This is a genomic window from Streptomyces sp. NPDC007905, assembly GCF_042959345.1.
GTDB lineage: Bacteria > Actinomycetota > Actinomycetes > Streptomycetales > Streptomycetaceae > Streptomyces.
The window spans coordinates 91,977-115,368 of record NZ_JBIBKS010000023.1 but is presented as its reverse complement, the minus strand read 5'-3'; the positions used below and the strand labels follow the sequence as shown (position 1 = coordinate 115,368).

Below are 23,392 nucleotides of genomic sequence, written 5' to 3'. Positions count from 1 at the left end.
TCCGGTGGGGTGGTCGAAGTCGGCCTGGTCGTCGGAGTCCTCCCCGCCGACGCGGGGGTGCTCCGGACCTGAACGGCTCCGCCGACCCGGCCGCGACGTCCTCCCCGCCGACGCGGGGGTGCTCCGCAGGACACCTGATGGCCGACTGCCCGATGGAGCGACTCCCGGGCGGCCGGTCCTCCCCGACGACGCGGGGGGGTTCCGTCGACGAACCGGAAGTGATCCGCTGGCATGCGGTCCTCCCCGCCGACGCGGGGGTGCTCCGAAGCTGGACGGGGAAGCTCAGTCCGCGAAGGGGTCCTCCCCGCCGACGCTGGGGTGCTCCGGTGTACGCGCAGGGGTACGGCGAGTCGATCGAGTCCTCCCCGCCGACGCAGGGGTGTTCCGCCGTGCCCGACGCAGCCGAAGTGCCGGCGGGGGTCCTCCCCGCCGACGCGGGGGTGCTCCGTTCGCCTGGGGCGGCATCCTCCTCCGCACGTCGTCTTCCCCGCCGACGCCGGGTGCTCCGCCGGTGCATGCCCCGACGTTGGGCTGGCCGAGGTCCTCCCCGCCGACGCGGGGGTGCTCCGCTGGTGGAGGAGCGGTCCTCGGAGTGGGAGCGGCCCTCCCAGCCGACGCGGGGGTGCTCCGTTCACCAGTTGCGACACCCCGGGCCTGCGCCAGTCCTTCCTTTACGGAGAGCGGGTCCCCCCAGCGCAGTGCCGTGCGTGCCAGGCCTCCCTCGCAAGGCGTCGACGGTGGGGGCATGCTGGAAACGGTGAAGGGGGAACACATGAATGCTGGACACGGCGGAGGGGCCGGAGGGCACAGTGGCGGCCACGGCGGAGGTCATGTTGGTGCCCACCACGGGGGACATCATGGCGGCGGCCACCACGGCGGTGACGGCGAAAGGCCGGACGCACCGCTCCCTCCTGACGGCGGCAGTCGCGGCGCGCGGCGCCCTGGCGTGGCCCTTCGCCCGTTGCAGGAATTAGTCGGAGCCGTCTCAACCTGCCTTGGGTGTGGTGGGCTGATCGTGCTCTTCATGTACGCGTGCTACTGGCTCGGCAAGTAGCAGCAGATCCGGCCTGGTATGGAACCGCAGGCCGGGCGCTTCCGTCCACCCCGACCACGGCCTGAGCAGGCGTGGTCGGGCCTCTGGTCGGGGTGGGCGCGCCGGTTCACCGGGCGCTGCTGACCGTCCGGGACGCTCTGCGGACCCGCGAGCTGTTTTCCCCGCCGACGCGGGGGTGTTCCGGGCTGAGCCATGTGGCCTCTCCTCGCGGGCATGTCCTCCCCACCGACGTGGGGGTGCTCCGATCCCGGGCCGCATCACCGCGGACGACTCCAGGTCCTCCCCGCCGACGCGGGGGTGTTCCGCTGTGGGAGGTCGCTGCCTCCAGCCAGCTCGCGTCCTCCCCGCCGACGCGGGGGTGTTCCGCCGAGACGGCGGCTGGCGTTCGCCTGGGGGTCGTCCTCCCCGCCGACGCGGGGGTGTTCCGAAGGTCACCGTTCAGGCGATCATCTCCAAGGCGTCCTCCCCGCCGACGCGGGGGTCCGGCGAGGATCCGCTCGGCCCAGGCCAGCGTTAGGTCCTCCCCGCCGACGCGGGGGTGTTCCGTCAGCCGGGACGGCGAAGTACTCGCGCAGCCGGTCCTCCCCGCCGACGCGGGGGTGTTCCGATGCGGTGCGCGATCGCGGTGCCGCTGGTGCGGTCCTCCCCGCCGACGCGGGGGTGTTCCGTACGAGGTGCACTCGACCAAATACGCGATCCCGTCCTCCCCGCCGACGCGGGGGTGTTCCGCCGTCCTCTGGTTCCCCGCCGGCCCCGGCCGCGTCCTCCCCGCCGACGCGGGGGTGCTCCGTTCGCCACCACGTTGAGCGTGATCGAGAAGTCGTCCTCCCCGCCGACGCGGGGGTGCTCCGAAGGGCCAGGGCAAAGGCGTCCTGGGCCGCCGGTCCTCCCCGCCGACGCGTGGTGTTCCGTCGCTCGAGGTGGCCCGGTCGTAGTAGCCCGCGTCCTCCCGCCGACGCGAGGGTGTTCCGGTCACGATGTCGCTGGAGGTGACCCGTTGAAGGTCCTTCCCGCCGACGCGGGGGTGTTCCAATGGTTGCCGGGACGATGGGGCGGGACCAATCGTCCTCTCCGCCGACGCGGGGGTGTTCCGCTGGTCGGCTCCGGCCCCATCGCGGGCGCCTTGTCCTCCCCGCTGACGCGGGGGTGTTCCGAACCCCGCTTCCCCGCCGTCGCGGGGGTGTTCCGAGCAAGGAGGCCATCTCCCGTTACCGGCGCATGTCCTCCCCGCCGACGTGGGGGTGTTCCGTAGAGGTTGCCGTCGGGGCCCTGGACGATCCGGTCCTCCCCGCCGACGCGGGGGTGTTCCGAGGCTCAGGTCCGGGACGACGATCTGTCCGTCGTCCTCCCCGCCGACGCGGGGGTGGTCCGCGCCTCCGTACCGGACGGGAACAGCTTCACCGGTCCTCCCCGCCGACGCGGGGGTGGTCCGCTGAGGATCGGCACGTCACAGAAGCAGGTGATGTCCTCCCCGCCGACGCGGGGTTGCTCCGCCGAACCGGGAGCCGGCGTTCAGACGGACGGGGCTTCCCCGCCGACGCGGGGGTGTTCCGGGCAGGTCCAGGTACTGGCTGCCCTTGTGGTCGTCCTCCCCGCCGACGCGGGGGTGATCCGACCTTGGGGGCGCCGTCGGCGAGCGGCTCGGCGTCCTCCCCGCCGACGCAGGAGTGTTCCGACGGCGTGGTGGTCCTCTCATTGCCAGGCTTCATCCTCCCCGCCGACGCGGGGGTGCTCCGTGGTCCTGGTCGATGTCGAGATGGCGAAGGAGGTCCCTCAGTCTGGCCCGACTTGCCGATGCGGAGAGGATGTATTCGTGGATCCGTTACGAACTCTGCGAAGGTCTCGCGTGAGCGAAGTAGCTCTTCGATGCTGACTCTCTGTGGCGTGGCTATGGTGCCGTCGGCGGCCGCTCGACGGGCGCCGTGGCCACGTCGAGGGAGCGTGGCGGAGAGCCTGGTCCACCAGGCATGGCACGGAAACCGCAGACGCTGGTCACGTAGTGCGATACCAGTCTTCACCGTTGCTGGCGAGCGTGCTGCGCAGGTAGGTCTCCAGGGATGGCGCGATCCAGGTGCGACTGTCTGTCTCGTGGTCCCAGACGAAGATTTCATCTCGGGCCGGTGTGCGCACAAAGGCGAACTGATCGCCGCCGCCATTGTCACCGAAGAACATGAGGGCGTCGAACGGCATGTACAGGTCGCGGAACTGCTCGTTGCTACGGAATGACAGGTTTTCTTCCAGGATCTTCTCGGCGGTCCAGATCACCTCGGTGCCATAATTGGCTTCGATCCCGTCAGTCTCCGTCAGGAGTTCCCGCAAAGGAGCGGGGAGCGGCTGGCCGAGCTGTTCCTCGATCGCGGCTAGGGCGTCGGGAGTTGCGGGGTCTTGCAGCTCGACGTCGGCATCGGGGTATTCTGAGGCGAGCTCTCGCCACATGGCGCCTTTTCTCCAATACTGGTGGTATTACCTGATGCGGGGACTGAACCAGTGTCCCAGCATATCATCGACTTTGGTGACGTGATCGAGGATTTGCTGCCGTGTGGCGGTGGGGTGAGTTCTGTAGAACTCGTTCCAGGAGACGCGTATTTCACTGAGGTGGATTCTGCTGTTGATGTCGCCCTTGGGGATGCCTCGCAGGTTTTCGAGGGAGTGTATTTCGTCCGCTTTGAACAGGCCGGGATAGCGTTTGAGGACTTGTTGTTCGATGGCGTGGTGGACGACTACTTTGCCTTTGAGTTCTGGGTGTTCGTTGAAGAATGTCTGTTTGTAGTTGTGGTTGGTGGTGCTGCCGACGGAGGCTTCTTCTCGTTTGGGGATGTCCTTGCCGAGTGGGGTGGTGTTGTTGTCCTTGGCGTTTTGCGCTGCGGACTGGCAGGGGGTGAGGCCCAGGGGGTCGGCCCACAGGTGGGGGTTGAGGACGTAGGAGGTGGGGTTGGGGGCGGGTGCGAGGCCGAGTGGGTCGAGGGTGAGGTAGCGGGCGGTTTCGGGGTCGTAGTGCCGGAAGTGGTTGTAGTGGAGGCCGGTTTCCGGATCGAAGTACTGTCCCGGGAAGCGCAGGGGTGTGTAGGCCGTGCTGTTGGCAGTCCATGCTGTTGCTCCCCATAGCGTGCGTCGCGTCTGCCAGGCGATGTCTCCGCGTTCGTCGACGAGGGCGCTGGGGGTGCCGACGAGGTCGGTGATGATGGCGAAGAAGCGGGCGTCGATTTCGTGCTGGGGAGCGTTGGCGCTGGTGATTCGTTCTGTTTGGGTGATCGGGTGGAGCCCGTGGTGGTCCCAGGTGAGGGTGACGGGGTTGGGGGCTTGTGCGGAGACGGTGGTCTGTTCGCACAGGGTGGTGCCGTCCCAGGTGAAATCGGTGCGTTCGATGACTGTTTCGCCGTCGGTGGCGAGACGGAGTTTGCTGGTGCGGCGGCCGAGGGGGTCGTAGGTGTAGTTCCAGCGGGTGCCGTCGGGGGTGATCACTGAGGTCAGGCGGTCTTCGGTGTCCCATTGGTAGCGCCAGGTGTCGGGCTTGCGGGACAGCCGGGTCTTTTGTCGCAGGGTGACGCGGCCCAGGGCGTCGTGCTCGTAGCGGACGGTGCCGGCGTCGGTGAGGCGGGTGCCGGTGTAGGAGCGGGTGCCGGTGGCCTCGTGTCCGGGGTGGTTGGATGGCCAGGAGGCGAAGGCTTGGTTGCCTGCTTCGTCGTAGGCGTAGGTCTCGGTCCAGTTGGCGGCTTGGATGGCGGTGACGCGGCCGGCAGGGTCCAGGGTGATGTGGCGTGGGCCGGTGGAGGGGTCGTCGATGTGGGTGAGGTTGCCGTCGGCGCGGTAGGAGTAGCCGCGCTGCTGGATCGGCTGGGGTCGGCTGTTTGCCGCGATGGTCTGGGCGGTGAGCCGTCCGGCTCGGTCGTACTGGTTTGACCAGTGCAGGTTGTTGTCGATGCGGCGGGAGACTTCCCGGCCCACGGCGTCATAGGTGAACTCGATGGTGCGGCTTGCGGCGATCATCTGCGCCGGGCGCCCGGCTGCGTCGTAGCGCCAGGTGGTGACGGCGCCGGTCGGTGTGGTGCGGCTACTCAGTCGGCCCCACTGGTCGTAGCTGTAGGAGACGGTGCGTCCGTTGACGGTTTCGGAGCGCAGGCGGCCGAAGCGGTCGCGCAGCAGGGTCAGGGTGCAGTCGGGGCTGGTTGCCCAGGCCAGTTGGTCGGTGAGGTCGTAGGCGTACTCGGTGATGTGGCCCTGGACGTCCTTGCGGGTGACCTGGCCGAGGAAGTTCCGTTGGTAACGGATGACCTGTCCCATCGCGTCGGTCCGCGATTGCAGGTTGCCCGCCGCGTCGTGGGTGTAGGCGAGGCGGCGGCCGTCGAAGTCTGTCTCGGCTGCCAGATTGCCCGCGGCGTCGTACTCGTATCTCCACGTCAGGCCCTGCGGGTTGACGACGCCGGTCAGGCGGAGCTCGGTGTCGTGGAGGAACTCGTAGCGGCCGCCGTCCGGTCCGGTGCGTGCAATGAGCAGGTCGAAGTGCGTGTACTCGTAGCGTGAGACGCCGCCCAGGGGGTCGGTGTGGCTGGTGCAGTTGCCTTCGCCGTCGTAGGTCCAGGACTCCACGGTGCCGTCGGGGGCGGTGTAGCGGGCGAGGTGGCCTTCGGGGGTCCATTGCATCGCTGCCACGGCTCCCGCCGGGTCAGTGACAGCGGTGATACGGCCGAAGGCGTCGTGCTGGTAGCGGGTCATGGCGCCGAGCGGGTCTGTCACCGTGACGGGCAGGCCGGCGGGGTTGGTGTCGATGGTGGTGGTGTTGCCCATCGGGTCGGTGACCGCGGTGAGGCGTCCCGCCTCGTCATAGGCGTAGTGGGTGGTCTGCCCTGCGGGATTGGTGTCCGAGGTGCAGTTGCCGCGTTCGTCGTAGGTTCGCCGGATGATGGTGCCGTCCGGGTTGACCACCTTCACGGGCAGGCCAAGGTGGTTGTACTCGGCGCGTGCCGCACGTCCGTCGGGGCGGGTCACGGTGATGAGCCGGCCGGCCGCGTCGTACTCGAGGCTCATGGTGTGGCCGAGCGGGTCGGTGTGCTGGCGCAGGCGGTTGTGGCGGTCGCGGACGAAGCGGGTGACGTTCCCCAGGGGGGCGATGCGGGCGATCACCTGGTCGCGGTGGTTCATCACGAAGCGGGTGTCGTGGCCGAACGAGTCGGTGATCGTGGTGGTGTGCTGCCCTTCTTGCTCCTCGGTGTAGGTGAAGACCGAGCGTTCGTGTCCGGCTTCTCCGGACTGGTAGGTGCAGCGGTCTCGCTCGTCGTAGGCGTAGGTGAAGGTGCGGCCGTTGGTGTCGGTCCAGGACACGATCCGTCCGCGTTCGTCGTATCCGAACCGTGTGGGTGTGCCGCTGGAGTTGACGACGTCGGTCAGGTGCCCGTCGTCGGAGTAGCCGTAGCGCAGGAGCTCCTGGTCGCCGCCGTCTGCTGCCGCGCCGGCAAGGGCGAGCGTGCGGATGCGTCCTGCGGAGCTGTGGAGCACGAGGCGGTAGCCGCCGCTGTGTGCCAGGGCACGGGGAGCGCCGTGCTCGTCGTATTCGAACTGGATCCAGTTGCCGTTGCGGTCGTCGATCTGTTCCAGCAGCGCGATGTCGTTGCCGGCGTCGGCGAAGTGCAGTCGGCGGCCGGTGTCGGGGTCGGTGATCAGGTAGCCGTCATCGGTGCGATCCAATGACCAGCGGGCGCTGCCGTGCCGAGGCAGGGTCGGTACGCCCGGGGCGGGATGGGGGTAGGTCAGCAGGAGCCCGTCTTCGCCGACGAGGACGACGCCTTCGGTGTCGATCTCCAGGCGTTGGTCGATGGTCGAGGACCAGGTGGGCCCGAACCACCGTCCGGAGCGGTAGGTGGAGGAGAACTCGCGTTTGAAGACGAGTGGCAGCCCGGCCGGCAGGCTGACGTCCGTTTGGGAGAGCAGCACGCTGCCGGTGGCGACATCGACCGGGTCCTCTTCGCAGGTCATCTCCGGGGGCTGCCGGGATGTGGCATGGGGGCGTTGCGAGGCTGCTTGGCGAGCTTCACGACGCAGGGCGTTCTCGGCGCCTGTCTCGACTCCTTCCTTCAGTGCGAGCCGCAGCCCGCCCCGCGCCAGCCCTGCGCCCTTGGTGCCGATGAGTTCGGGGATGAGGCGGCCGACGAACTCCGAGGGGTCCTTCTTGAAGCCGTCGACGGCGGCCTGGACAGCCCGTTCGGGGTGGGAGGCGGTGGAGACCAGGCCGGCGAGCGTCATGTTGACGTTCTGGAAGTAGGCGGCCGGGTGGGTGAGGTTGTAGGGGTCCATGGGGTTCAGGCCGCGGGCGAAGTTCAGCAGCCCGGCCGTGCCCTTGAGGGCGCCGCCGACGACGTGGGTGAGTTCGGTGTTGACGGCCTGGTAGCCGTCGGTGAAGTCGTTGCGCAGGCGTTCCAGCGGTGGGGGCTCGGCGGGTGCGTGCGCGAGAGCCGCCTTCACCTTGTTCTGCGCCGCGGAGGCGGCAGTGTTGCGCTGCTTGCGGGCTTCGGCGAGCTTCTGCGCGGCCGCCTTGGCGTCGGCCTTCCCCGCGTTGTGGTCCTGTTCCGGCTTGGGTCCCGGGTCCTCGTCCGCCCGGAGTTTGGCCTTGTACGCCTCGACCTTCTTGCTGTAGGCGTCGGCTGCGTCCTGGGCAGCCGTCACGCCCTTCTTGTACAGCTCGATGGCCTCCTTGGCCTGCCCCTGCGCCCACTTGACGGTGTCCGCGTACGACTCCAGGGCACCCGCCGCCGATGCGCAGGCTTCGGCAGCCTGGGCCCACTTGGTGGGATGGACGCCGAATTTCTCCCGGAAGGCGTCGCCGCCCTCGCCCCGCCAGCCGGAGGAGTCCACCTTCTTCAGCCCCGAGGAAACCTTGTCGAAGGCGCCGTGGAAGTCCCGCAGATGCTTGGCACTTTCGCGGATCTTGTCGGGGTTGCCGTGGACGAGTTCGTTGGCGTCCTCGGTCTGGCCAAGCTGCTGCTCTCCGGGGGTGGCGCCCAGGTCGGAGGCAACCTCGTCGCCCCAGTCCTCCACTCCGTCGGCCCAGTCGTGCAGACCGGCGTGGTCCAACGCGCCGCCCAGCTTGTCGGTGCCGTAGTCGACGGCCTCACCGAGCTTCTTCTTGCCTTTGTCGTAGAGGTTCTCCGCGCCGCCGAGGAGCGAGTTGGTGACGTCGCCCAGTCCCATCAGCCCTCACCGCCCTGCTGCTCGGCCGCCTTGGCGCGGGCCTCGGGAGAGGGTCCGAAGGTGTCGTCCAGGTACTGGTTGTACTCCTCGTCCGACACCCCGAACGCGCCGTGCATATCCTCCGGGTTCAGGCCCGGCACCGGCCCGATGGTGTGCGAAGTCATCACGTCCCGGCCCGCGTCCTTCCAAGCCTGCCCGCTCTTGTCCATGGCCTGGTCGAAGGACTCCTTGCTGTAGTCCACATTGCCGCCGTACACACCGGACTTGGCGATGTCGCCCCAGCCCATCTTCTCGACGTCCTCCTCGGAGGCGTACGGATTGCCGATGGCCGCGTTCGCGACGACCTTGAAGGAGCCCTCGACGTACTTGTCGGTCTCGTAGTACGTGCCGGCCGCCAGACCCGTCTTCACGGCGAAACCGTTGCCCTCATTGATCAGCGACCGCACGCCCCACTCCCAGCGCTCGCAGAACGACCCGAACTCACCCGTCAACCCGTCGTGGCCAAGCTCCAACCCCGACAGGGCGATGTCGCCGAAGCCGCGCCCGGCCCCGGCCTCGCCCACCATCCCCAGCTCCTTCAACTCGCCCAGCGCCTCGGTCAGACCCTTGGCGATCAACGCGAGCCCCTCGGTCTTCAGGTCCTTGCCGTCACCGCTCATGCCGCACCCCCGCGTCCCTGTCGGCATCGATGTCGAAGTCAAGTGCCGCCTCGTCCGGCACCATCCCGCGCACCGGCGGGAAGACCATGCCCTCCTCCCCGTCCGCGCAGTCCAGCGCCACCCCGCAGGGCACCCCGGCCGCAGGAACGGCCACATCCAGCAGACGAGCGCCGAGGATCGTCTGGTACGTCCACTCACGCGCCGCCTCGCCGCGTGCCACCGCGTAACGGGCCAGCGCCTGCTCGTCCGAGAAGGCCAGGATGAAACGGATGCCACCCAAGTCCGCAGTCAGCAGACCGCGTTCCTCGTGCGGGCCGGGGCCGTCGCCGAGCGGGACAAGGACGGGGGTGCGGCGGAACTCACCGAGCAGCGCCGCGAACTCCCGCCTGCGCTCCGCTATTTCGGGCACCTCCCGTGCAGCTTCGCGCACAGGCTCCCGAACGGGCGGATGTTCTCCCTGCTGCGTATCCCGCTGCTCACGTGAAGACGTCACCGGCTCAGCAGCGGCCGACGCGTCAGCCATATCCGCGTAGTCCGCAAGCCGCGACCGTGGAACCCTCTGCGGCCCCTCGACCGCACCCCCGTGCTCAGACATGCAGCACATCATCACAACTGCACACCGCACGCCGCAAACGGCAACCGGACGAGTCTTCGCTTGGTGTCCACCCTCCAAGCAGGTCGCCGAGGAGTCGGTTCCATCTCGGATGTGGGGCTGGGCACCGCGGCCCATGTTCTTAGATCTGCTTGCCCGCTAGGCGGATGAGCAGGGTGGATGCCGAACCCTCCCGCCTCGCTCGGTGTTCACGACGCCCCACGACCAGGCTTACGGCGCTAGGGCGTGTATCGAAAGTGGATCTTGAGCATGCGATGATCTGGATTCGTGGGGCGAGGAGATCTGACGGATGCGCAGTGGGCGGTGCTGGAGCCGCTGTTGCCGAAGGGCAAGAAAACCGGGCCGGCCGACGATATGGACCCGGCGACGACTGATCGACGGCATACGGTGGCGGACCCGAACCAGGACGCCCAGGATGTTCCAGAGCGGTACGGGCCCTGGGGCCGGGCGTACGACCTGTTTCGCCGCTGGCAGCGAGACGGTATCTGGCAGCGGGTCTTTACCGAGCTGCAGGCCCGGGCCGACGGCCAGGACCTGATCACCTGGGACCTCAACGTCGACTCCACCATCGTCCGGGCCCACCAGCACGCGGCCGGGGCAAGGAAAAGGGGGATCTGCAAAAGGAACCGCCCGGCGGCATCGTCATCGAGCCGGACGACCATGGGCTCGGGCGCTCCCGCGGCGGCCTGACCACCAAGCTACACCTGGCCGCCGAGCAGGGACAGAAGCCCATGTCCATCGTGGTCACAGCCGGACAGCGTGGCGACTCCCCGCAGTTCGAGCCCGTCCTGGACAAGGTCCGCGTGCCCCGCATCGGCCGGGCAGGCCGCGCACTTGGCCCGATCGCGTGCGCGCCGACAAAGCCTATGCTTCCCGAAAAAATCGCGCTTACCTGCGCAGACGTGGAATCCGCTGCACCATCCCTGACAAGGTCGACCAGGCCCGCAACCGAAAGAAGCTCGGCTCCCGCGGCGGCCGTCCACCGAAGTTCGACCCGGAGGACTACAAGGCCCGGCACGCCGTCGAGTGCGGCATCAACCGGCTGAAGCGGCACCGAGCCGTCGCCACGCGATACGACAAACTTGCTGTCGGCTACGAAGCGACAGTGCTGGTCGCCGCCATCAACGAATGGCTGTGACCGGCACGCGACCACGTCTCAAGCCCACACCGCCCTGACCACGGCGTGACCTGCTGCAGCCGCCCGCCCATAGAACCCTTGGAGGCCCTTGTGATAGTCAAGGAACTTCTGCCTGACCTGCGCCTCGTCCCAGCCGGCCCAGACGAGCTTGGCACCGGCGACGTTCCACAGCTCGTCGAACGAGACACGTGCGAGGAAGCCTGCGGCCTGTGACACCCCAGGCGGCTCCAGAATCCCCAGGGGCGGGTTGGAGGGGTCGGCACCGGCGCCGTGTGCCACCGGCCGCCCGCCGTAAATCGGCAGCTCCCAAGAGTCGTCGGCATCCGCATCAAGGACACCGGCAGCGGCATAGAGGTCATTGACGGAGCCCCAGACCTTGTCGATCGACTCGGCGATGCCCGCTGCGTACTCGTCGGGGTGGTTCTCCCAAGCCTCCCACATGAACGCCGCAAGCCAGGTGTGGTCGTCCCGGATCTCGGCTTCCGCGACGGCGCGCATGTGCATGTGGATGCTCACGGCGACGAGTCCTCCCAGTTCGGCGGCCCGCCTGTCGGGCCGAACGGAGAGAAACTACTCGACGGCACTGACGGCGCGATGCCCGTCTCTCAACGCCGGGATGCCCGGCTCTGCCAGGACGCCCTCCGACACCCGAGCGCCGCGTGTCGTCGAGATCGACCACTGCGGACAGGTACACATCCGTACGGACTTTCGCAACAGGCCCCACGCTAGCGGGCGGTGCCGTTGAGGACCCCGTACGAGGCACGTCTCCTGAACGCGATCTTCAGCGGGTCGTCATGCCAGGGGTGTCGTGAATCCAGGACAGGCCGCCAAGGTCCAGACGCTGGCGGGTGCGAGTGACGGCTACGTAGGCCAGACGGGCTTCGGTGTCGTCGATCGGCTCGGGGTGAATCACGGGATCGCTCGGTTCTCCCGGCTGGAGCTCCTTGGGGCGGGCGAAGTCGTCGGCGATCAGGACACAAGGCCATTCGCGTCCCTTGGCCTTGTGGGCGGTGGAGATGGTGACGTGGGCGGCCTGTTCGGGAACGAGCCGGGCGACGGCAGTGAGGATCGCGTCGGTGCCGTGGGTGTCGATGAGGTTGACCAGCGGCTGCAGGTCGCGTCCGGCAGGGTCGTGGGCGGCGTAGTCCTGCAGATCGCCCCAGCAGGGGAAGAGGATCAGTTCGGGATGGTGGGTGCGGCGGCCTTCTTTCAGGTCGCGGGCTGCCTGAGCCAGGGCGCGCAGCCCTTCTCCCCCACCGGCCAAAGCGACGTCATGTCCCGCGGCCATGAGGACCATCACATAGGCCATGGCGCCGACGTTGGTACGGCACAGGACAACGTCTGGATTGGTGAGAGGCCCGATTTCGGTCGGCACGGCAGGGGTGCCGGTGAGGCGGATGGGGGCGTCGGCCAGGCGCAGCCAGCGGTTGGCTTCCTGGGCGAGGTGGGGGCCGAAGCGGAAGGACTGGGACAGGGTGAGTTGGGTGCCGTCGAAGCCGGTCATGACGTCTTTGGCACCGCGCCAGTGGTAGATGGCCTGGGCGGAGTCGCCGACCATGACGAGTTGGGCGTGGCTGCGCTGGTTGAGGAAGATCTGTTCGACGACTGGGTTGGTGTCCTGGGCCTCGTCTAGGAGGAGGAAGTCGGTGTTGAGTGTCGGCTGGGTGAGGGCCCAGATTTTCAGGTAGTGGTCGTGGTCGAAGCGCATGACTCCGTTGTCGGGGTGTTGCAGGTCGTTCCAGGCTTTGTGGGCGAAGGGAACGATGTGGGCGGTGAGTTCGCGGTGGAGGTCTGTATCTTCCAGGCCGCGCAGCTTCGGTACGTGGTGGCGGGTGATCTTCTCGTCGGCCGTATGGCAGAAGCGGGTCACGGTGCACAGGACGGCGTTGGATAGGGCGCGTTGGGAGACGTCGCGGTCGCCGATGCGGACGGCTTTGGTCAGGCCGAGGGCCTGGCCGGCCTGCCAGGCGGGGCGGCGGGGTGCGCTGAGGCGGCTGGTGTAGCGGTGGCCGACGGCGGCGTAGGCGAGGGCGTGGGCGGTCTTGCACTGAACGGTGCTGGGGAAGCGGGCAGTGGCGTCTTGTGCGATAGCGCGGTTGTAGGCGAGGTAGCGGCCGCGGCGTTTGGTGGTGTGCGCGAGCAGGGCGAGGGTGGTGGTTTTGCCGGTGCCGGCGCCGGCCTGCAGGGCCAGGTGGTCTCCAGCGTGGAAGGCGTCGGCTGCGGCGGTCTGTTCGTCGGTGGGCTTCATGGTGTGGGGCTTTCGGGGAGTCGGGCGAGGGCGTGCCCGACTGCGGACAGGAGGTAGGCGGGGCTGGTGTGGGTCAGTAGCTGGTGTACCTCGCGATTGAGACGGGCGGTTTCTCGGTCCGTGTGTTCGGCCAGGGCTCGGTGCAGGGCCAGTTCGAGGAATCGCTCGGGTGTCTGGGCTGCGTGGCGGGCTTGAGCTTTGTGGGCGGCGTGTTGGGCGGGTGGGAGGGCGACGTTGAGCAGCGCTGTGTGGTCTGCGTTCGGGTGTGGTGCGGCATGGTCAGTGCCTTTGCCGCTGGGGGGCTGGAGGGTGCGGGAGGCGGGTGCTGATGTGGGCGGCGTGCAGGAGCGGGTCGAAGGCCTGCCAGTCGGCCAGGGTCAGGTCGGGCGCGCCGCGGGGGGTGGCGTGTGCGGGGCAGTGCTGGGCTCGCCAGCGCAGTTGCTCTGTGTAGGGCAGGTGGCTGAGGTCGTAGACGGCCATGGGGGTGTCGGGCAGGGCGAGCTGGCCGTGGCAGGGGCCGGTCGGCATCAGTCTCCAGTGTCCGGCGGGCTGTTGGGGTGTGAGAACGGGCTGGGGGCAGCGGTGGCGCTGGCGGGTCTGTGCGACGCACTGGATGGCGTTGAGTGGGCTGGGGGTGAGGTAGCGGACCAGGAGGATCTGCACGATCGGGTGGCTGGGTTGTGCGGGGGTGTGGGGTGAGGGGCTTGCGGCGGGGTCGGGGGCGGGGGTGAAGGCTTTGGTATCGATCAGGCGGCGGGTGCGGACGGCGAGTTGCCGGCGGGCTGCCGCGAGGCTTGCGCTGAGGGGGCAAACGGGGGGCTGGGCGGGGCAGAGGACGGCGTGGGGGATGCGGCACCAGGCGCTGCCGTCGCCGTGCGGGTAGGCGATGCCGCCGCTGAGGTGCCAGCGGCAGGTTTCGGGGATGTGCGTTACGGCCAGTTCGCCGGGGTGCAGGGCGACGGTGCGGTGGTCGGCGCGCTGGTAGAGATCGATGCGGTGGCCGCAGCGGTGGCAGCGGCTGCTGTGGCCGGCGCGCAGCAGTCGGCTGGGGCTGGTGGGGGCCACTCGCAGGGGGCGGGGGTGTCGGCTGCTGCGCGGGCTTCCGTCCCAGTAGCGGCCTGTGGAGGAGGGGGTGGGGTGCATGGGGCGCACCGTGCCAGGCGACACGCGGGGGCGGGCTGCGTGTCGGCGGGTATGTCCCACGGCCAGCCCAACAAGCTCGCACGCCTGAACGGTGTTGCGGATGATTGTTCTATGGCCGATTGCCCGATCGGGTGATTCGCGACGTGGTGCGGGGTGGGGTGTCAGGAGCTGGCGGCGCCGGGCGGGGTGTGGTCGTCGCAGAGGGTGCCCAGCAGGTGCCCGATGGGCACGTCGAAGGTGTGGGCGAGGGTGTGCCAGGTGGTGACGGTGCCGGTCGTGTGGCCGTGTTCGAGGTCGATGAGGGTGCGCCGGGCCAGTCCACTGCGCTCGGCGAGTGCGTCGAAGGTCCAGCCGCGCTCGGCCCGCAGGCGCGCGAGCGTGACGCGCAGCGCGGTGAAGTCGGGGTCGGGCGGCAAGATCGTCACTCCACCATCCGACGGTGCAGGACCCTGCCCTGTCAGTGCAGAGATCTGCACTATCCGTTTCGGGGTGAGGGGCGGCATTCGCAGTGCAGGGATCTGCACTACCGTGCGTCCATCCCCGGGGGCCTTTCGACGATGAGCCCCCATCTCGGCGCGGGCAGACGGGAGGAAGGCCAGCCCATGAGGCTCGGTGGCGCGCATGCCGCGGTGCGGCGTGTCTGGACGGTGGAGCTGCATTCGCGGGCAAGCGGGCCGAGCGTCGTCTGCACCCATTGCAGCACCCCCACCCCGGCACCGAAGGCCGACTCTGCACGAGCCGCCGCACTGGCCCATCTGGCCCGCCACGCCCGCACCGACCTGGTACCGGTGCACCTGCGGACCTGCCAGTGCAGGGAGCGGGGCTGCTCATGGCACGCGCGTCACCGCGGCTGCTCGGGCCCCGTGCTGCTCGCCCTCACCCGCGATAGCAGCGGCCGCAGGTGGCGGCTGGCCGACACCTGCGCGGCCTGCGCCGCGGCAACCAGCAATACCGCGGTGGTGCCCGCCACATCGTTCGGCCCGCCCCCGCCGCCTGCGTCGGCCAGCCTGTCGACTCCCGCGCCTTACACACTCGGGAACAGGTCCGACGAGCGGGCAAGAGTACGAGTACAGGAGATGCTGACCTATCTCGCCGCAGCGCTCCCCCGGTTCACCTCTCCCGCCGCCCGTCTTCTGGCCCTGCAGTGCGCCCTGCGCTGTGACACCCGCGGCCAGGTGCGGCTGCCAGCCGGTCTGTTGCGGGGCATGCGCCTGCACGGACACCAGGAAGCGTGGGAGGAACTCATCCAGACCGGCTGGCTGACGTCGCCCGACCTGCGATCTGCGACGGTCACCGTGCAGGTGCTTGACCCGGCAGTTCTGGACCAGGCACCTGGCCGTAACGCCCGCCGTCAGGCCGCCCACTGGGCACTGCGCCCCTCGCCGATGGTGCTGCCGGCCGCCGCACCACTCATTCTGCGGCTCACTGCCCTGGCGGTGGCCGCACAGAGCGCCCTTCCCGCCCGCCACGGCACAGACATGGACCTCCTCGCCCGCATGTGCGGGCACTCCCCCGCCCAAATCGCAGAGCTTCTCGACCGGCTGGTGGCCATCCGCACTCTGACCGCTTGGACTTACGACCGCACCACCGACGAGGTCCTGTGGCAGCTTCCCGCGCGGGCCGTCTTCGCGCCGTAGCCGCGGAGTCCCTGCGGCATCATCCCTGCGCCGTCTTGCCCGGGCTGCTGAACCGAAAAGACGGCCGCGGCAGGAACAACTTGCCGCGTTCTCCGTACTATCTCTACTCCAGGGCACCTGATAGCAGCTGCAACCCGCTAGAGAAATTGTCAAATCTTGTGGATCAGTCACGTGATTCGGCTGGGTGCTTCTTCCAAGGGGGCCTGGCTCGTGGGGCCCGCCTTTCTGCCGTGACCGAGCGCGCGCACGCTGCCCACGGAACCGATGCGGCGCGGGTGCCATGATGTCCGCCATGGCAACCCTCCTCGCCTTTCATGCCCACCCCGATGACGAGGTCATGATGACCGGCGGCGTCCTGGCCGGCGCCGCCGCGGACGGCCACCGGGTGGTGATCGTGGTCGCCTGTGACGGGCTCATCGGCCCCGCATCAGACGGCGACACGCCTCGACTGGGCGAACTGCGCGCGAGCGCGAAGGCGCTCGGCGTCCATCGCGTCGTCCATCTGGGCTACGCGGACAGCGGCCACGGCGCGATCCTCTATCCCGACCCCCCGGACCGCACGCGCTTCGTCCGTGCGGAAACTGAGGATGCCGCCAAGCGGCTGGCCGTGATCCTGCGCGAGGAGAAGGTGGATCTCCTGCTCAGTTATGACGCCAACGGCGGTTACGGCCATCGCGACCATGTCAAAGTGCACGAGGTCGGCAAGCGCGCCGCCCAGTTGGCGGGCGTCCCACGAGTGCTGGAGGCGACGTTGCCGCGCGAGCCGATCGCCAGAGTCGTGAATGCACTCCAGCTGATGGGTGTCCTTCGCCGCTATGACCCCCAAGCGATGCGGGCTGCCTACACCCCTCGCGCGGCCATCACGCACCGGATCGACGTGCGGAAGTTCGCCCGGCAGAAGCAAGCAGCGCTGGCCGCGCACCGTTCTCAGATCGATGGGCCAGGCAGGGCGGCTCCCGTGATGAGAATCCTGACTCGCCTACCGGTTCCCGTTTTCAGCCTGTTGATGGGTCGGGAGTGGTTCGCCGAAGCTCCTGTCGCGACGGAGCACTGACGCACCGGCCTCAGCCGTGATACCCCGTCCCCGGCACCCCGTCTCGTATTCAGTTCAGGCGGCGCGAGCCTCGTCGCGTTCGACCAGGACGCCGCGCTCGAAGCGGGCTCCGGCGCGGACGAGGGCCACGAGGTGAGGCGCGTTGACCGCCCTCCAGCGCGCCTGGGCGGACTCAACGAGCTTGAAGACCATGGCAAGCGCGGCGGCCACGCTGCCGGCGCCCTTGGTGACCTTGGTCCTCAGCCGCACCGTCGCGAAGGTTGATTCGATGGGATTCGTCGTGCGCAGGTGCACCCAGTGCTCGGCCGGGAAGTCGTAGAACGCCAGCAGCTCGTCGACATCATCAGTGATCTTCTTGACGGCCTTGGGCCACTTCGCGCCGTAGGTCTTCTCGAATGCCGCGACGGCCTTGACCGCGTGGTCGCGGTCCTCCGCGTTGTAGATGTCCTGGAGCGCCTTTCGCGCACCGGGCTGGGCCGACGTCGGTATCGCGTTGAGCACATTGGCCTTTTTATGAACCCAGCACCGCTGATGGCGGGCCTCGGGGAACACCTCCGCCAGGGCCTTCCAAAAGCCCAGTGCTCCGTCGCCGACCGCGAGGACCGGAGCGCGCATCCCGCGCCGTGCGCAATCACGCAGCAGGTCGGCCCAGGACTCAGCGGACTCGCGGTAGCCGTCGGCCATCGCGACCAGCTCCTTGGTGCCGTCCGCGCGCACGCCCATGACAACGAGCACGCAGGACTTCGCCTCGGCCAGGCGGATCCGCAGGTGGATGCCGTCGGCCCACACGTAGACGTAGTCCGTGGCCGACAGGTCGCGCTCGCCGAATGCCTTGTGATCGGCCTGCCACTGCGTCGTCAGCCGGGTGACCGTGGCGGGCGAGAGGCCGGCGGAGGAGCCGAGGAACTGCTCCAGAGCGGGCACGAAGTCACCCGACGACAGGCCGTGCAGGTACAGCAGGGGCAGCACCTCGCTGATCTTCGGGGACTTACGGGCCCAGGGCGGCAGGATCGCCGAGGAGAACCGCTTGCGCTCCCCGGTCGTCTCGTCGACGCGTTTGTCGTTGACCCGCGGAGCCTTGACCTCGATCGCCCCGGCCGCTGTGGTGACCCTTCTCGGTTCGTGGTAGCCGTTGCGCACGACCAGACGCCGCCCGGACTCGTCCCGTTGATCGGCCAACTCGGCTATGTAGGCGTTGACTTCGGCTTCCAGCGCGGCGGCCAGCATCCGCCGTGCGCCCTCGCGGACGATCTCGTCAATCAGGGAGCCGTGTGGTGTCGTTCCGTCTTCGTTGACTAGCGTGAGCACGGGCGTGCCTTCCCGACCGACGCGCCAACGTCGGCCTACTCGATGACCATCACAGGATCATTCGGGAAGGTACGCCCTCCGCGCGGCAACCCGAGGCTGATCCACAAGTCTTGAGCATTGCTCCGCACCGCCAACTCCAGTGGCGGTGCGGATGCGCCCAGCCGCCGGAGCGGCGCTTCAGTCGGTGTGACGTTGGGTGGGGTCGATGCGGCTGAGGACGGCGCGCACGAGGTCCCGGCTGTACGGAGGGAGCGGCGTGGCGGCGCCGTGTGGAGTGGGCGGGGTAGTCGGACTCGTGCTTCCGGCTCGCTGCGAGCCGGGGCCGCCGTGCTGTTCCCGGAGGAGGTAGGTGATTTTGGCCCACTGGCGGAAGTTGCCGTGGCAGGCGACGTCGTCGATCCACAGCAGTTCGTCTGCGGGTACGTCCGCCCACAGCGGGTGGTACTCGGGGATGACGGTGAGGACTTCGGCCGGGGTGAGGGGCTTGTAGCGCTGCCAGACGAGGATGCGGGAATCCAGCGCCGGACGGTTCTTGATCTTCTGGTAGCAGGTTTCGGCGCCGACCAGGACGACGGCGAGGCGGGTGTCCTCGTCGTCCGAGAGCTCGCGGATGAATTCGAAGGCCCGGGTGTCCAGCCACTGCGCTTCGTCGACGACCAGCACGCGTGGGGTTTCCGACAGCGCTTCCTTGAGGATGGTTTCGCAGCGGGTGCTGTTGAGGGGCGCCTCGCCGGGCAGGTCGAGCCTTTTGTACAGGGCGGAGCGCAGGGCCTGGATTTTGGCGGAGCCGACTTTGATGCGCAGGGTTGTGTGGGGGGCGAGGTCGTCGAGGTGGCTGTTGACGGCGAAGGTCTTGCCCAGTCCGACGCCGCCGTGGATGCACATGATGGCGCCCTTGCTGGCGTCGGCGTTGAGGGTGGTGACGAGGTTGGCGTAGGTCTCTGCGCTGGCCTGGGTCAGCATGGCGCGGGCGCCGGGTAGGCCCATGTAGTGGTAGTTGGGGTCGGCAGTCGGCTGGTTTTCGGGCGTGGTCGGGTGGGTCACTCGGTGTCCTGGGGGTTGGGGTCGGGTCGGGGCTTGGTCCAGCGGGTGGAGTCGGGTTGGGGCCGGTTGAGGAGGTCGGGCCGGGTTTCGGCCTGCAGGTGACCTTCCGGTGTCTGCAACTGGCGTAGCTGGGCGGCTGCTTGGCTGGCGGTGAGTCGGTTGAGGGGTTCTGGCGCGGCGGCGACGCTGGTGGCGGCGTAGCGGGGGGTGGCGTTCTTGCGGGCGCGGCGGGCTTTGGCGGCGTAGCGGTCGGCTTCGCGTCGGCGGGCGTTGTGCAGTGCGCGGGCTTGGCGGGGGCTCATCTCGTCGCTGCGGAAGGCGGGGCCGCGGTAGGTGAGGGTGTCGGCGTCGTAGAGCTCGACGCGGTGGTAGTGGTGGGGTTCGTGGCGCAGGCGGACCATCTCGCCGGCGCTTGAGTGGCCGTGCATCCAGTCGCCGACGTAGTAGGCGCTCTTCCAGCGGACGCCCTTGCTGGTGATCTTTCGGGGTGGGCCGCTGTCGGTGAGGGTGTAGGTGTGCAGATCTGCGGGGTCGAGGGTGTCGATGGGGGTGAGGTCGGCGTTCCAGGCCTGGGCGGGGGTGCGCCGGTGGAGGCGGGCGATGGTGTGGTCGTTGTTCCACCAGTCCACCCAGTCCAGGACGACGGTGACGAAGGTTTCGTAGTCGAGGAGTTCGTCCAGGGCCCACAGGGGTTGGCCGCGGCGGTCGCGGCGGCTTCGGGGGGTGTGGGCGTAGCCGGGCAGTCCTTTGAACAGCGTGTGCTTGGCGGCGCCGTTGATGGCTTCGACGGTGCCTTTGAGGTGGGGGCTGTAGGGCGGCAGGACGATCAGTTCGGTACCGAATTTTTTGAACGCCTCGTCCACGCACTTGCCCAGGAAGTCACGGCCGCGGTCGGTGCGGATCTTGCGGGGGATGCCGCCGAAGGGCCGGTGGTGATCCGTGCAGAGGATGGCGTCGCGGGCGGCGGCCAGGATGGCGTCCTGGCTGGGATGGTGGGGGGTGATGGCCAGCCCGCAGATGATGACGGTGGTGTGGTCGATGAACCAGGTGATCCAGGGTTTGCGGCGGTGTCCGTCGACGTTGACGAAGACGCTGGCTTCGACGTGGTCTGTCTCCCAGACGTCGTTGCGGTTGCCGTGCGGGCGCAGGGCGTGCACGTCGTGTCGGCGGCGGGCGGATTCGCCCCCTCTGAGGGCGGCACGCTGGCCGGGCGTGAGGTCCCGGCCTACAGCGCGGTAAAAGGTTGCCGGGGATATGCGGGGCTGCGGGCTGCCGAGGATGCCGTCGGCAACGAGTTCGCGGTAGGTGGCTGCCGCGTTGCCGTTCCATCGGGCCAGGGCTTCGTGCATGGCCGGGGTGAGGGTGAAGTGGCGGCGGCCTTGGGGGGTGTAGACGCCGTGGTGGGCGTCGGCGTTGTCCATCCAGCGGCGCACCGTGCGCCAGTGGACGTCGAACCCGGCGGCGACGGTGCGGACGTCGTGGTGAGCGAGGCGGTCTGCGGCGCGCAGTCGCAGCAGTCGGCGTACGGCGGCGGCGCGCAGGGAGGTGAGGTCGTAGGGGCCGTCGGGTGGTGGTGTGGTGGGCACGGGTGTTCGGGGGGCTTCCTAGGAAGGGTGGACGTCGGGTCAGGCGGGGGCGAGGGTGAGCAGGCCGGCGCCGTAGGGCTTGCCGCGGCCGATGCCGGTGAGCAGGGCGTGGCTGAGTTGGTCGGGGTCGGTGATGGTGGCCAGGCCGTCGAAGCGGGTCAGTGCGTGCATAGGGCCGGGAGAGGGAGCTTGTTCGCCGGGCTTGTCGGCGCGGCGGCGTGTGCGGGGGAAGCGGGCGGGGGTGATGTCGGTGGTGGCCAGGGTGAGGCCGGCTTGGTGGGCGCGGCGCTGCCACCAGGCCAGGGCGTCGTCGCCGGAGAGGGCGACGATTTTTCTGCCGTGTTTGTTGTCGACGGGGCGGTGGTCGTCCAGGACGCGGCGGGCGGCGCTGGCGTTGGCGGTGATGCGGTAGCGCACCGCTCGGCCGGGGGCGAGGGCCTGGAACATGGGGTGCAGGGGTCGGGTTTCGGCGGTGCCGTAGTGGTGGGGCAGGCGGGTGAGATCGGGCGGCTGGTGGGACTGGACGAGCAGGGTGGGCGGGGTGTCGTCGGTGGCGTCTTCCAGGCGGAAGAGGAGACCGGCCTGCTGCCGGGGGTTTTCGCCGAGGTCGTCGGGGGCCAGGAGCATCACGCTCTTGTGCAGGCTGACGGCGTCGGCCAGGTCACGGCGGGCGGCCGGGCTGCGGCGGTTGAGGCGGATGCGGGTCAGTGCCGCCGTGGTGGCGAGGGCGACGGTGAGCGGGCTGGTCACGGGGTGGCGTCCTGGTGGATGTAGGCGGTCAGTTCGGTGAGTGCGGGCGGCGGGGCGTACAGGGCGGCGGGCAGGTCTTCGGTGGTGTGCCAGGTGCGGCGGATCGCGTGGAAACGCCGTGTGGGAGTGAAGTCGTGGGGGACGTCGGCGACTTCGCGTTCGCTGTGCGCGGCGGGTACGTGGCGGGGCGGATGTTCCCAGACGAAGGCGACGGGCACGGTGGTCTGGCCTGCGCGGGGTGGTGCGGTGAGGCTGAGCGGGACATGGTGGAGGAGTTCACCGATGGGGTCGGGGTGCGGGCCGCTGAGGACGAGGGGTTCGTTGGGGAGGCAGGCGCGCCGGCCGAGGTAGGGGCCGAATGCGGGTTGTTCGAGCCGCTTAAGGAGGTGTTTGAGGAAGGGGTCGGGTCCTTGGACGGCGAGGGTGAAGACGGCGTCGGCGAGGTAGACCCGTTCGGTGATGAGGGTGGACTTCTCGCGGGGGCGGTAGGCGCCGCTGCTGGTGCGCAGGCCCTGGCGGTGTGGGCGGCCGCCGCCGACGGTGTGGTAGTCGGTGTGCCGGGTGCCGGGGCGGTCGATGCGGACGGTGAACGTCAGGTCGGTGTAAGGGTTTTGGCCGGTGGCCGGGTCAGGGGCGAGGGCTTCGCTGCGGGGGCGTGCGTCGGCGGCGGCGAACAGGCCGATGAGGGCCGAGCGGGAGGGGAAGGGAAGGGTGTCGCGGTAGTGGAAGGCGGCGTGTTCTCCGAACGACATCAGCGGTGCGGCCAGGCGCAGCAGGATGCCGTTCATACGAGGGTCCCGGTGGGCAGGGCCGCGTCCTTGGTGAGGGCGTCGATGAAGTCGTCGAGGCCGGCGTGCGCGGTACCGAGGTGGTCGACGGTGCCGGGGTGCAGGGTGGCGTAGCCGCAGCCGACGAGGCGGCGGGTGCCCAGCAGCCGGTTCAGCCCGGCGGCATGCTCGGACAGGGCTGTGATGGCGGGAGCGGTGTAGCCGCCGCCGGGGGCGTGCTTGACGGGCTGTTCGAACGCGCCGGCGTAGGAGACCGGGCGGCGGTCACGGATCGCGTAGTGGACCAGGTAAGGGTAGGTGTGCGGAGCGGTGGAGGTCTTCTTCGCGCCGGGCATGACGTCGATGAAGGCGTCGGCGAACAGGCCCAGCAGGTGCAGGGCCTGCTCGTGGTCACCGTTCAAGTTGCGGGTAAGTTCGGTGAGGTTGACCGTGGCGTAGCGGTAGAGCAGGCCGGTGGTGAAGAACGCGGTCTGCAGGTGGGCGCTACCAGCCTCGTTCGGGGCTGCCCAGTCCTCCATGGCGGTGAAGTAGTCGGGCTGGGGTGAGCTGGGGTGGACGGTGAAGGCGGGTGCCATCTGCACGGCACCGTCGACGTGGGCGTCGGGCACCTCGGCGAGCATGCGTCCGAAGAGGTTGATGGTCGCGGTGCGCCGGCGGATCACGGAAGCAACCCTGGGCGTGGGCAAGACGGCCTCCACCTTGGCCTTCTTGCGGGTGCCGCTGGCCTGGGCGGTCTGCGCGGCGGTTTCCTTGGCGAGGGCTTCTTCGAGTTGCGGGCGGTGTTCGGTGCACAGGTCGGTGAGGTCGTCGAGGACGTCACGCGGCAGGTAGAGGGTGGCCGAGGTGATGCCTCGCTGGTTTTCCTCGGTCTTCAGGCCTTCCGTGGTGGCCGAGCGCACGATCTGGGTTCCGGCGAAACTGGCCAGGTCGGTGGGCCAGCCGGCCGCACGCAGGGCGTCGCCCACCCGCAGGGGCAGCATGCGCGTGCGGGCGGCGTGCTCGTCCAGGACGTCCTCCAAGCGCAGGCGGACGGCCCGCTTCCAGGACTGCGAGGACACCAGCGCGCGGACCACGCCACCCAGCAGCACGGTCTTGGGCAGGTCGTCCTCTCCCCGGTTGAGGAGGGAGGCGGGCAGCGGGTGCAGGATGTGGAAGTCGGCGTAGCGGGCGGGCGCGTAGGCGGCCATG

Annotated in this window: 17 protein-coding genes and 1 pseudogene; 4 read left to right on the top strand and 14 right to left on the bottom strand. The window is 69.1% G+C overall.

Annotation, left to right across the window (positions count from 1 at the left end; translation table 11 throughout):
- Positions 1–776: 776 nt before the first annotated feature.
- On the top strand, positions 777–974 hold the full coding sequence (locus ACFZDC_RS33210) for a hypothetical protein (RefSeq protein ID WP_391329589.1): 198 nt from the start codon (positions 777–779) through the stop codon (positions 972–974).
- A gap of 2,072 nt (positions 975–3,046) precedes the next feature.
- Here the strand turns inward: ACFZDC_RS33210 and ACFZDC_RS33205 are convergent.
- The 4 genes from ACFZDC_RS33205 to ACFZDC_RS33190 are packed head-to-tail and all read right to left on the bottom strand — an operon-like array spanning position 3,047 to position 9,325.
- A complete protein-coding gene (locus tag ACFZDC_RS33205) occupies positions 3,047–3,490 on the bottom strand; it encodes an SMI1/KNR4 family protein (RefSeq protein WP_391329587.1) in 444 nt (147 codons plus the stop codon).
- Between the two features lie 27 nt (positions 3,491–3,517).
- On the bottom strand, positions 3,518–8,236 hold the full coding sequence (locus ACFZDC_RS33200; protein WP_391329586.1) for a putative T7SS-secreted protein: 4,719 nt from the start codon (positions 8,234–8,236) through the stop codon (positions 3,518–3,520).
- Positions 8,236–8,895, bottom strand: coding sequence for a hypothetical protein (locus tag ACFZDC_RS33195; protein WP_391329585.1), 660 nt, complete (start codon positions 8,893–8,895; stop codon positions 8,236–8,238). Before ACFZDC_RS33195 ends, ACFZDC_RS33200 begins: the two co-directional genes overlap by 1 nt.
- Positions 8,885–9,325: a hypothetical protein gene (locus ACFZDC_RS33190; protein WP_391329583.1), complete on the bottom strand. Its 441-nt coding sequence runs from the start codon at positions 9,323–9,325 to the stop codon at positions 8,885–8,887. Before ACFZDC_RS33190 ends, ACFZDC_RS33195 begins: the two co-directional genes overlap by 11 nt.
- A 450-nt stretch (positions 9,326–9,775) precedes the next feature.
- Between ACFZDC_RS33190 and ACFZDC_RS33185 the strand changes: the two are divergent.
- Positions 9,776–10,646, top strand: a pseudogene (locus ACFZDC_RS33185) (IS5 family transposase).
- An 18-nt stretch (positions 10,647–10,664) separates the two neighbouring features.
- Here the strand turns inward: ACFZDC_RS33185 and ACFZDC_RS33180 are convergent.
- The 4 genes from ACFZDC_RS33180 to ACFZDC_RS33165 all read right to left on the bottom strand — a co-directional run bounded on the left by ACFZDC_RS33180 (position 10,665) and on the right by ACFZDC_RS33165 (position 14,462).
- On the bottom strand, positions 10,665–11,162 hold the full coding sequence (locus tag ACFZDC_RS33180; RefSeq protein WP_391329581.1) for a DUF1877 family protein: 498 nt from the start codon (positions 11,160–11,162) through the stop codon (positions 10,665–10,667).
- Positions 11,163–11,427: 265 nt separating this feature from the next.
- The gene (locus ACFZDC_RS33175) at positions 11,428–12,894 is read right to left on the bottom strand and encodes a UvrD-helicase domain-containing protein (protein WP_391329579.1); all 1,467 of its coding nucleotides are present in this window, start codon (positions 12,892–12,894) and stop codon (positions 11,428–11,430) included.
- Positions 12,895–13,173: 279 nt separating this feature from the next.
- On the bottom strand, positions 13,174–14,037 hold the full coding sequence (locus ACFZDC_RS33170) for a DUF6083 domain-containing protein (protein WP_391329577.1): 864 nt from the start codon (positions 14,035–14,037) through the stop codon (positions 13,174–13,176).
- Positions 14,038–14,198: 161 nt separating this feature from the next.
- Positions 14,199–14,462 carry a helix-turn-helix domain-containing protein gene (locus tag ACFZDC_RS33165; protein ID WP_391329575.1) on the bottom strand — a complete coding sequence of 88 codons (264 nt, stop codon included), beginning with the start codon at positions 14,460–14,462 and terminating at the stop codon, positions 14,199–14,201.
- 651 nt (positions 14,463–15,113) lie between these two features.
- On the opposite strand from ACFZDC_RS33165, the gene ACFZDC_RS33160 reads away from it, so the two are divergent.
- Positions 15,114–15,674 (top strand): hypothetical protein, encoded by a 561-nt coding sequence (locus ACFZDC_RS33160; protein ID WP_391329574.1) that lies wholly within the window; start codon positions 15,114–15,116, stop codon positions 15,672–15,674.
- Positions 15,675–15,966: 292 nt separating this feature from the next.
- On the top strand, positions 15,967–16,728 hold the full coding sequence (locus ACFZDC_RS33155) for a PIG-L family deacetylase (protein WP_391329572.1): 762 nt from the start codon (positions 15,967–15,969) through the stop codon (positions 16,726–16,728).
- A 54-nt stretch (positions 16,729–16,782) separates the two neighbouring features.
- Here the strand turns inward: ACFZDC_RS33155 and ACFZDC_RS33150 are convergent, their stop codons facing one another.
- From ACFZDC_RS33150 to cas7e, 6 genes are all read right to left on the bottom strand, one after another.
- Complete coding sequence (locus tag ACFZDC_RS33150; RefSeq protein WP_391329570.1) at positions 16,783–18,036, bottom strand: IS256 family transposase; 1,254 nt, start codon at positions 18,034–18,036, stop codon at positions 16,783–16,785.
- A gap of 177 nt (positions 18,037–18,213) precedes the next feature.
- A complete protein-coding gene (locus ACFZDC_RS33145; RefSeq protein WP_391329569.1) occupies positions 18,214–19,080 on the bottom strand; it encodes an AAA family ATPase in 867 nt (288 codons plus the stop codon).
- Complete coding sequence (locus tag ACFZDC_RS33140) at positions 19,077–20,666, bottom strand: Mu transposase C-terminal domain-containing protein (RefSeq protein WP_391329567.1); 1,590 nt, start codon at positions 20,664–20,666, stop codon at positions 19,077–19,079. Before ACFZDC_RS33140 ends, ACFZDC_RS33145 begins: the two co-directional genes overlap by 4 nt.
- Positions 20,667–20,705: 39 nt before the next feature.
- Positions 20,706–21,416 (bottom strand): type I-E CRISPR-associated protein Cas6/Cse3/CasE, encoded by a 711-nt coding sequence (gene cas6e / locus ACFZDC_RS33135; protein ID WP_391329566.1) that lies wholly within the window; start codon positions 21,414–21,416, stop codon positions 20,706–20,708.
- Entirely contained in the window at positions 21,413–22,204 is a 792-nt protein-coding gene (cas5e, locus tag ACFZDC_RS33130) for a type I-E CRISPR-associated protein Cas5/CasD (protein WP_391329564.1), read from the bottom strand. The genes cas6e and cas5e overlap by 4 nt, the downstream gene beginning before the upstream one ends.
- Positions 22,201–23,391 (bottom strand): type I-E CRISPR-associated protein Cas7/Cse4/CasC, encoded by a 1,191-nt coding sequence (cas7e, locus tag ACFZDC_RS33125; protein WP_391329563.1) that lies wholly within the window; start codon positions 23,389–23,391, stop codon positions 22,201–22,203. Before cas7e ends, cas5e begins: the two co-directional genes overlap by 4 nt.
- Between the last annotated feature and the right edge of the window lies 1 nt (position 23,392).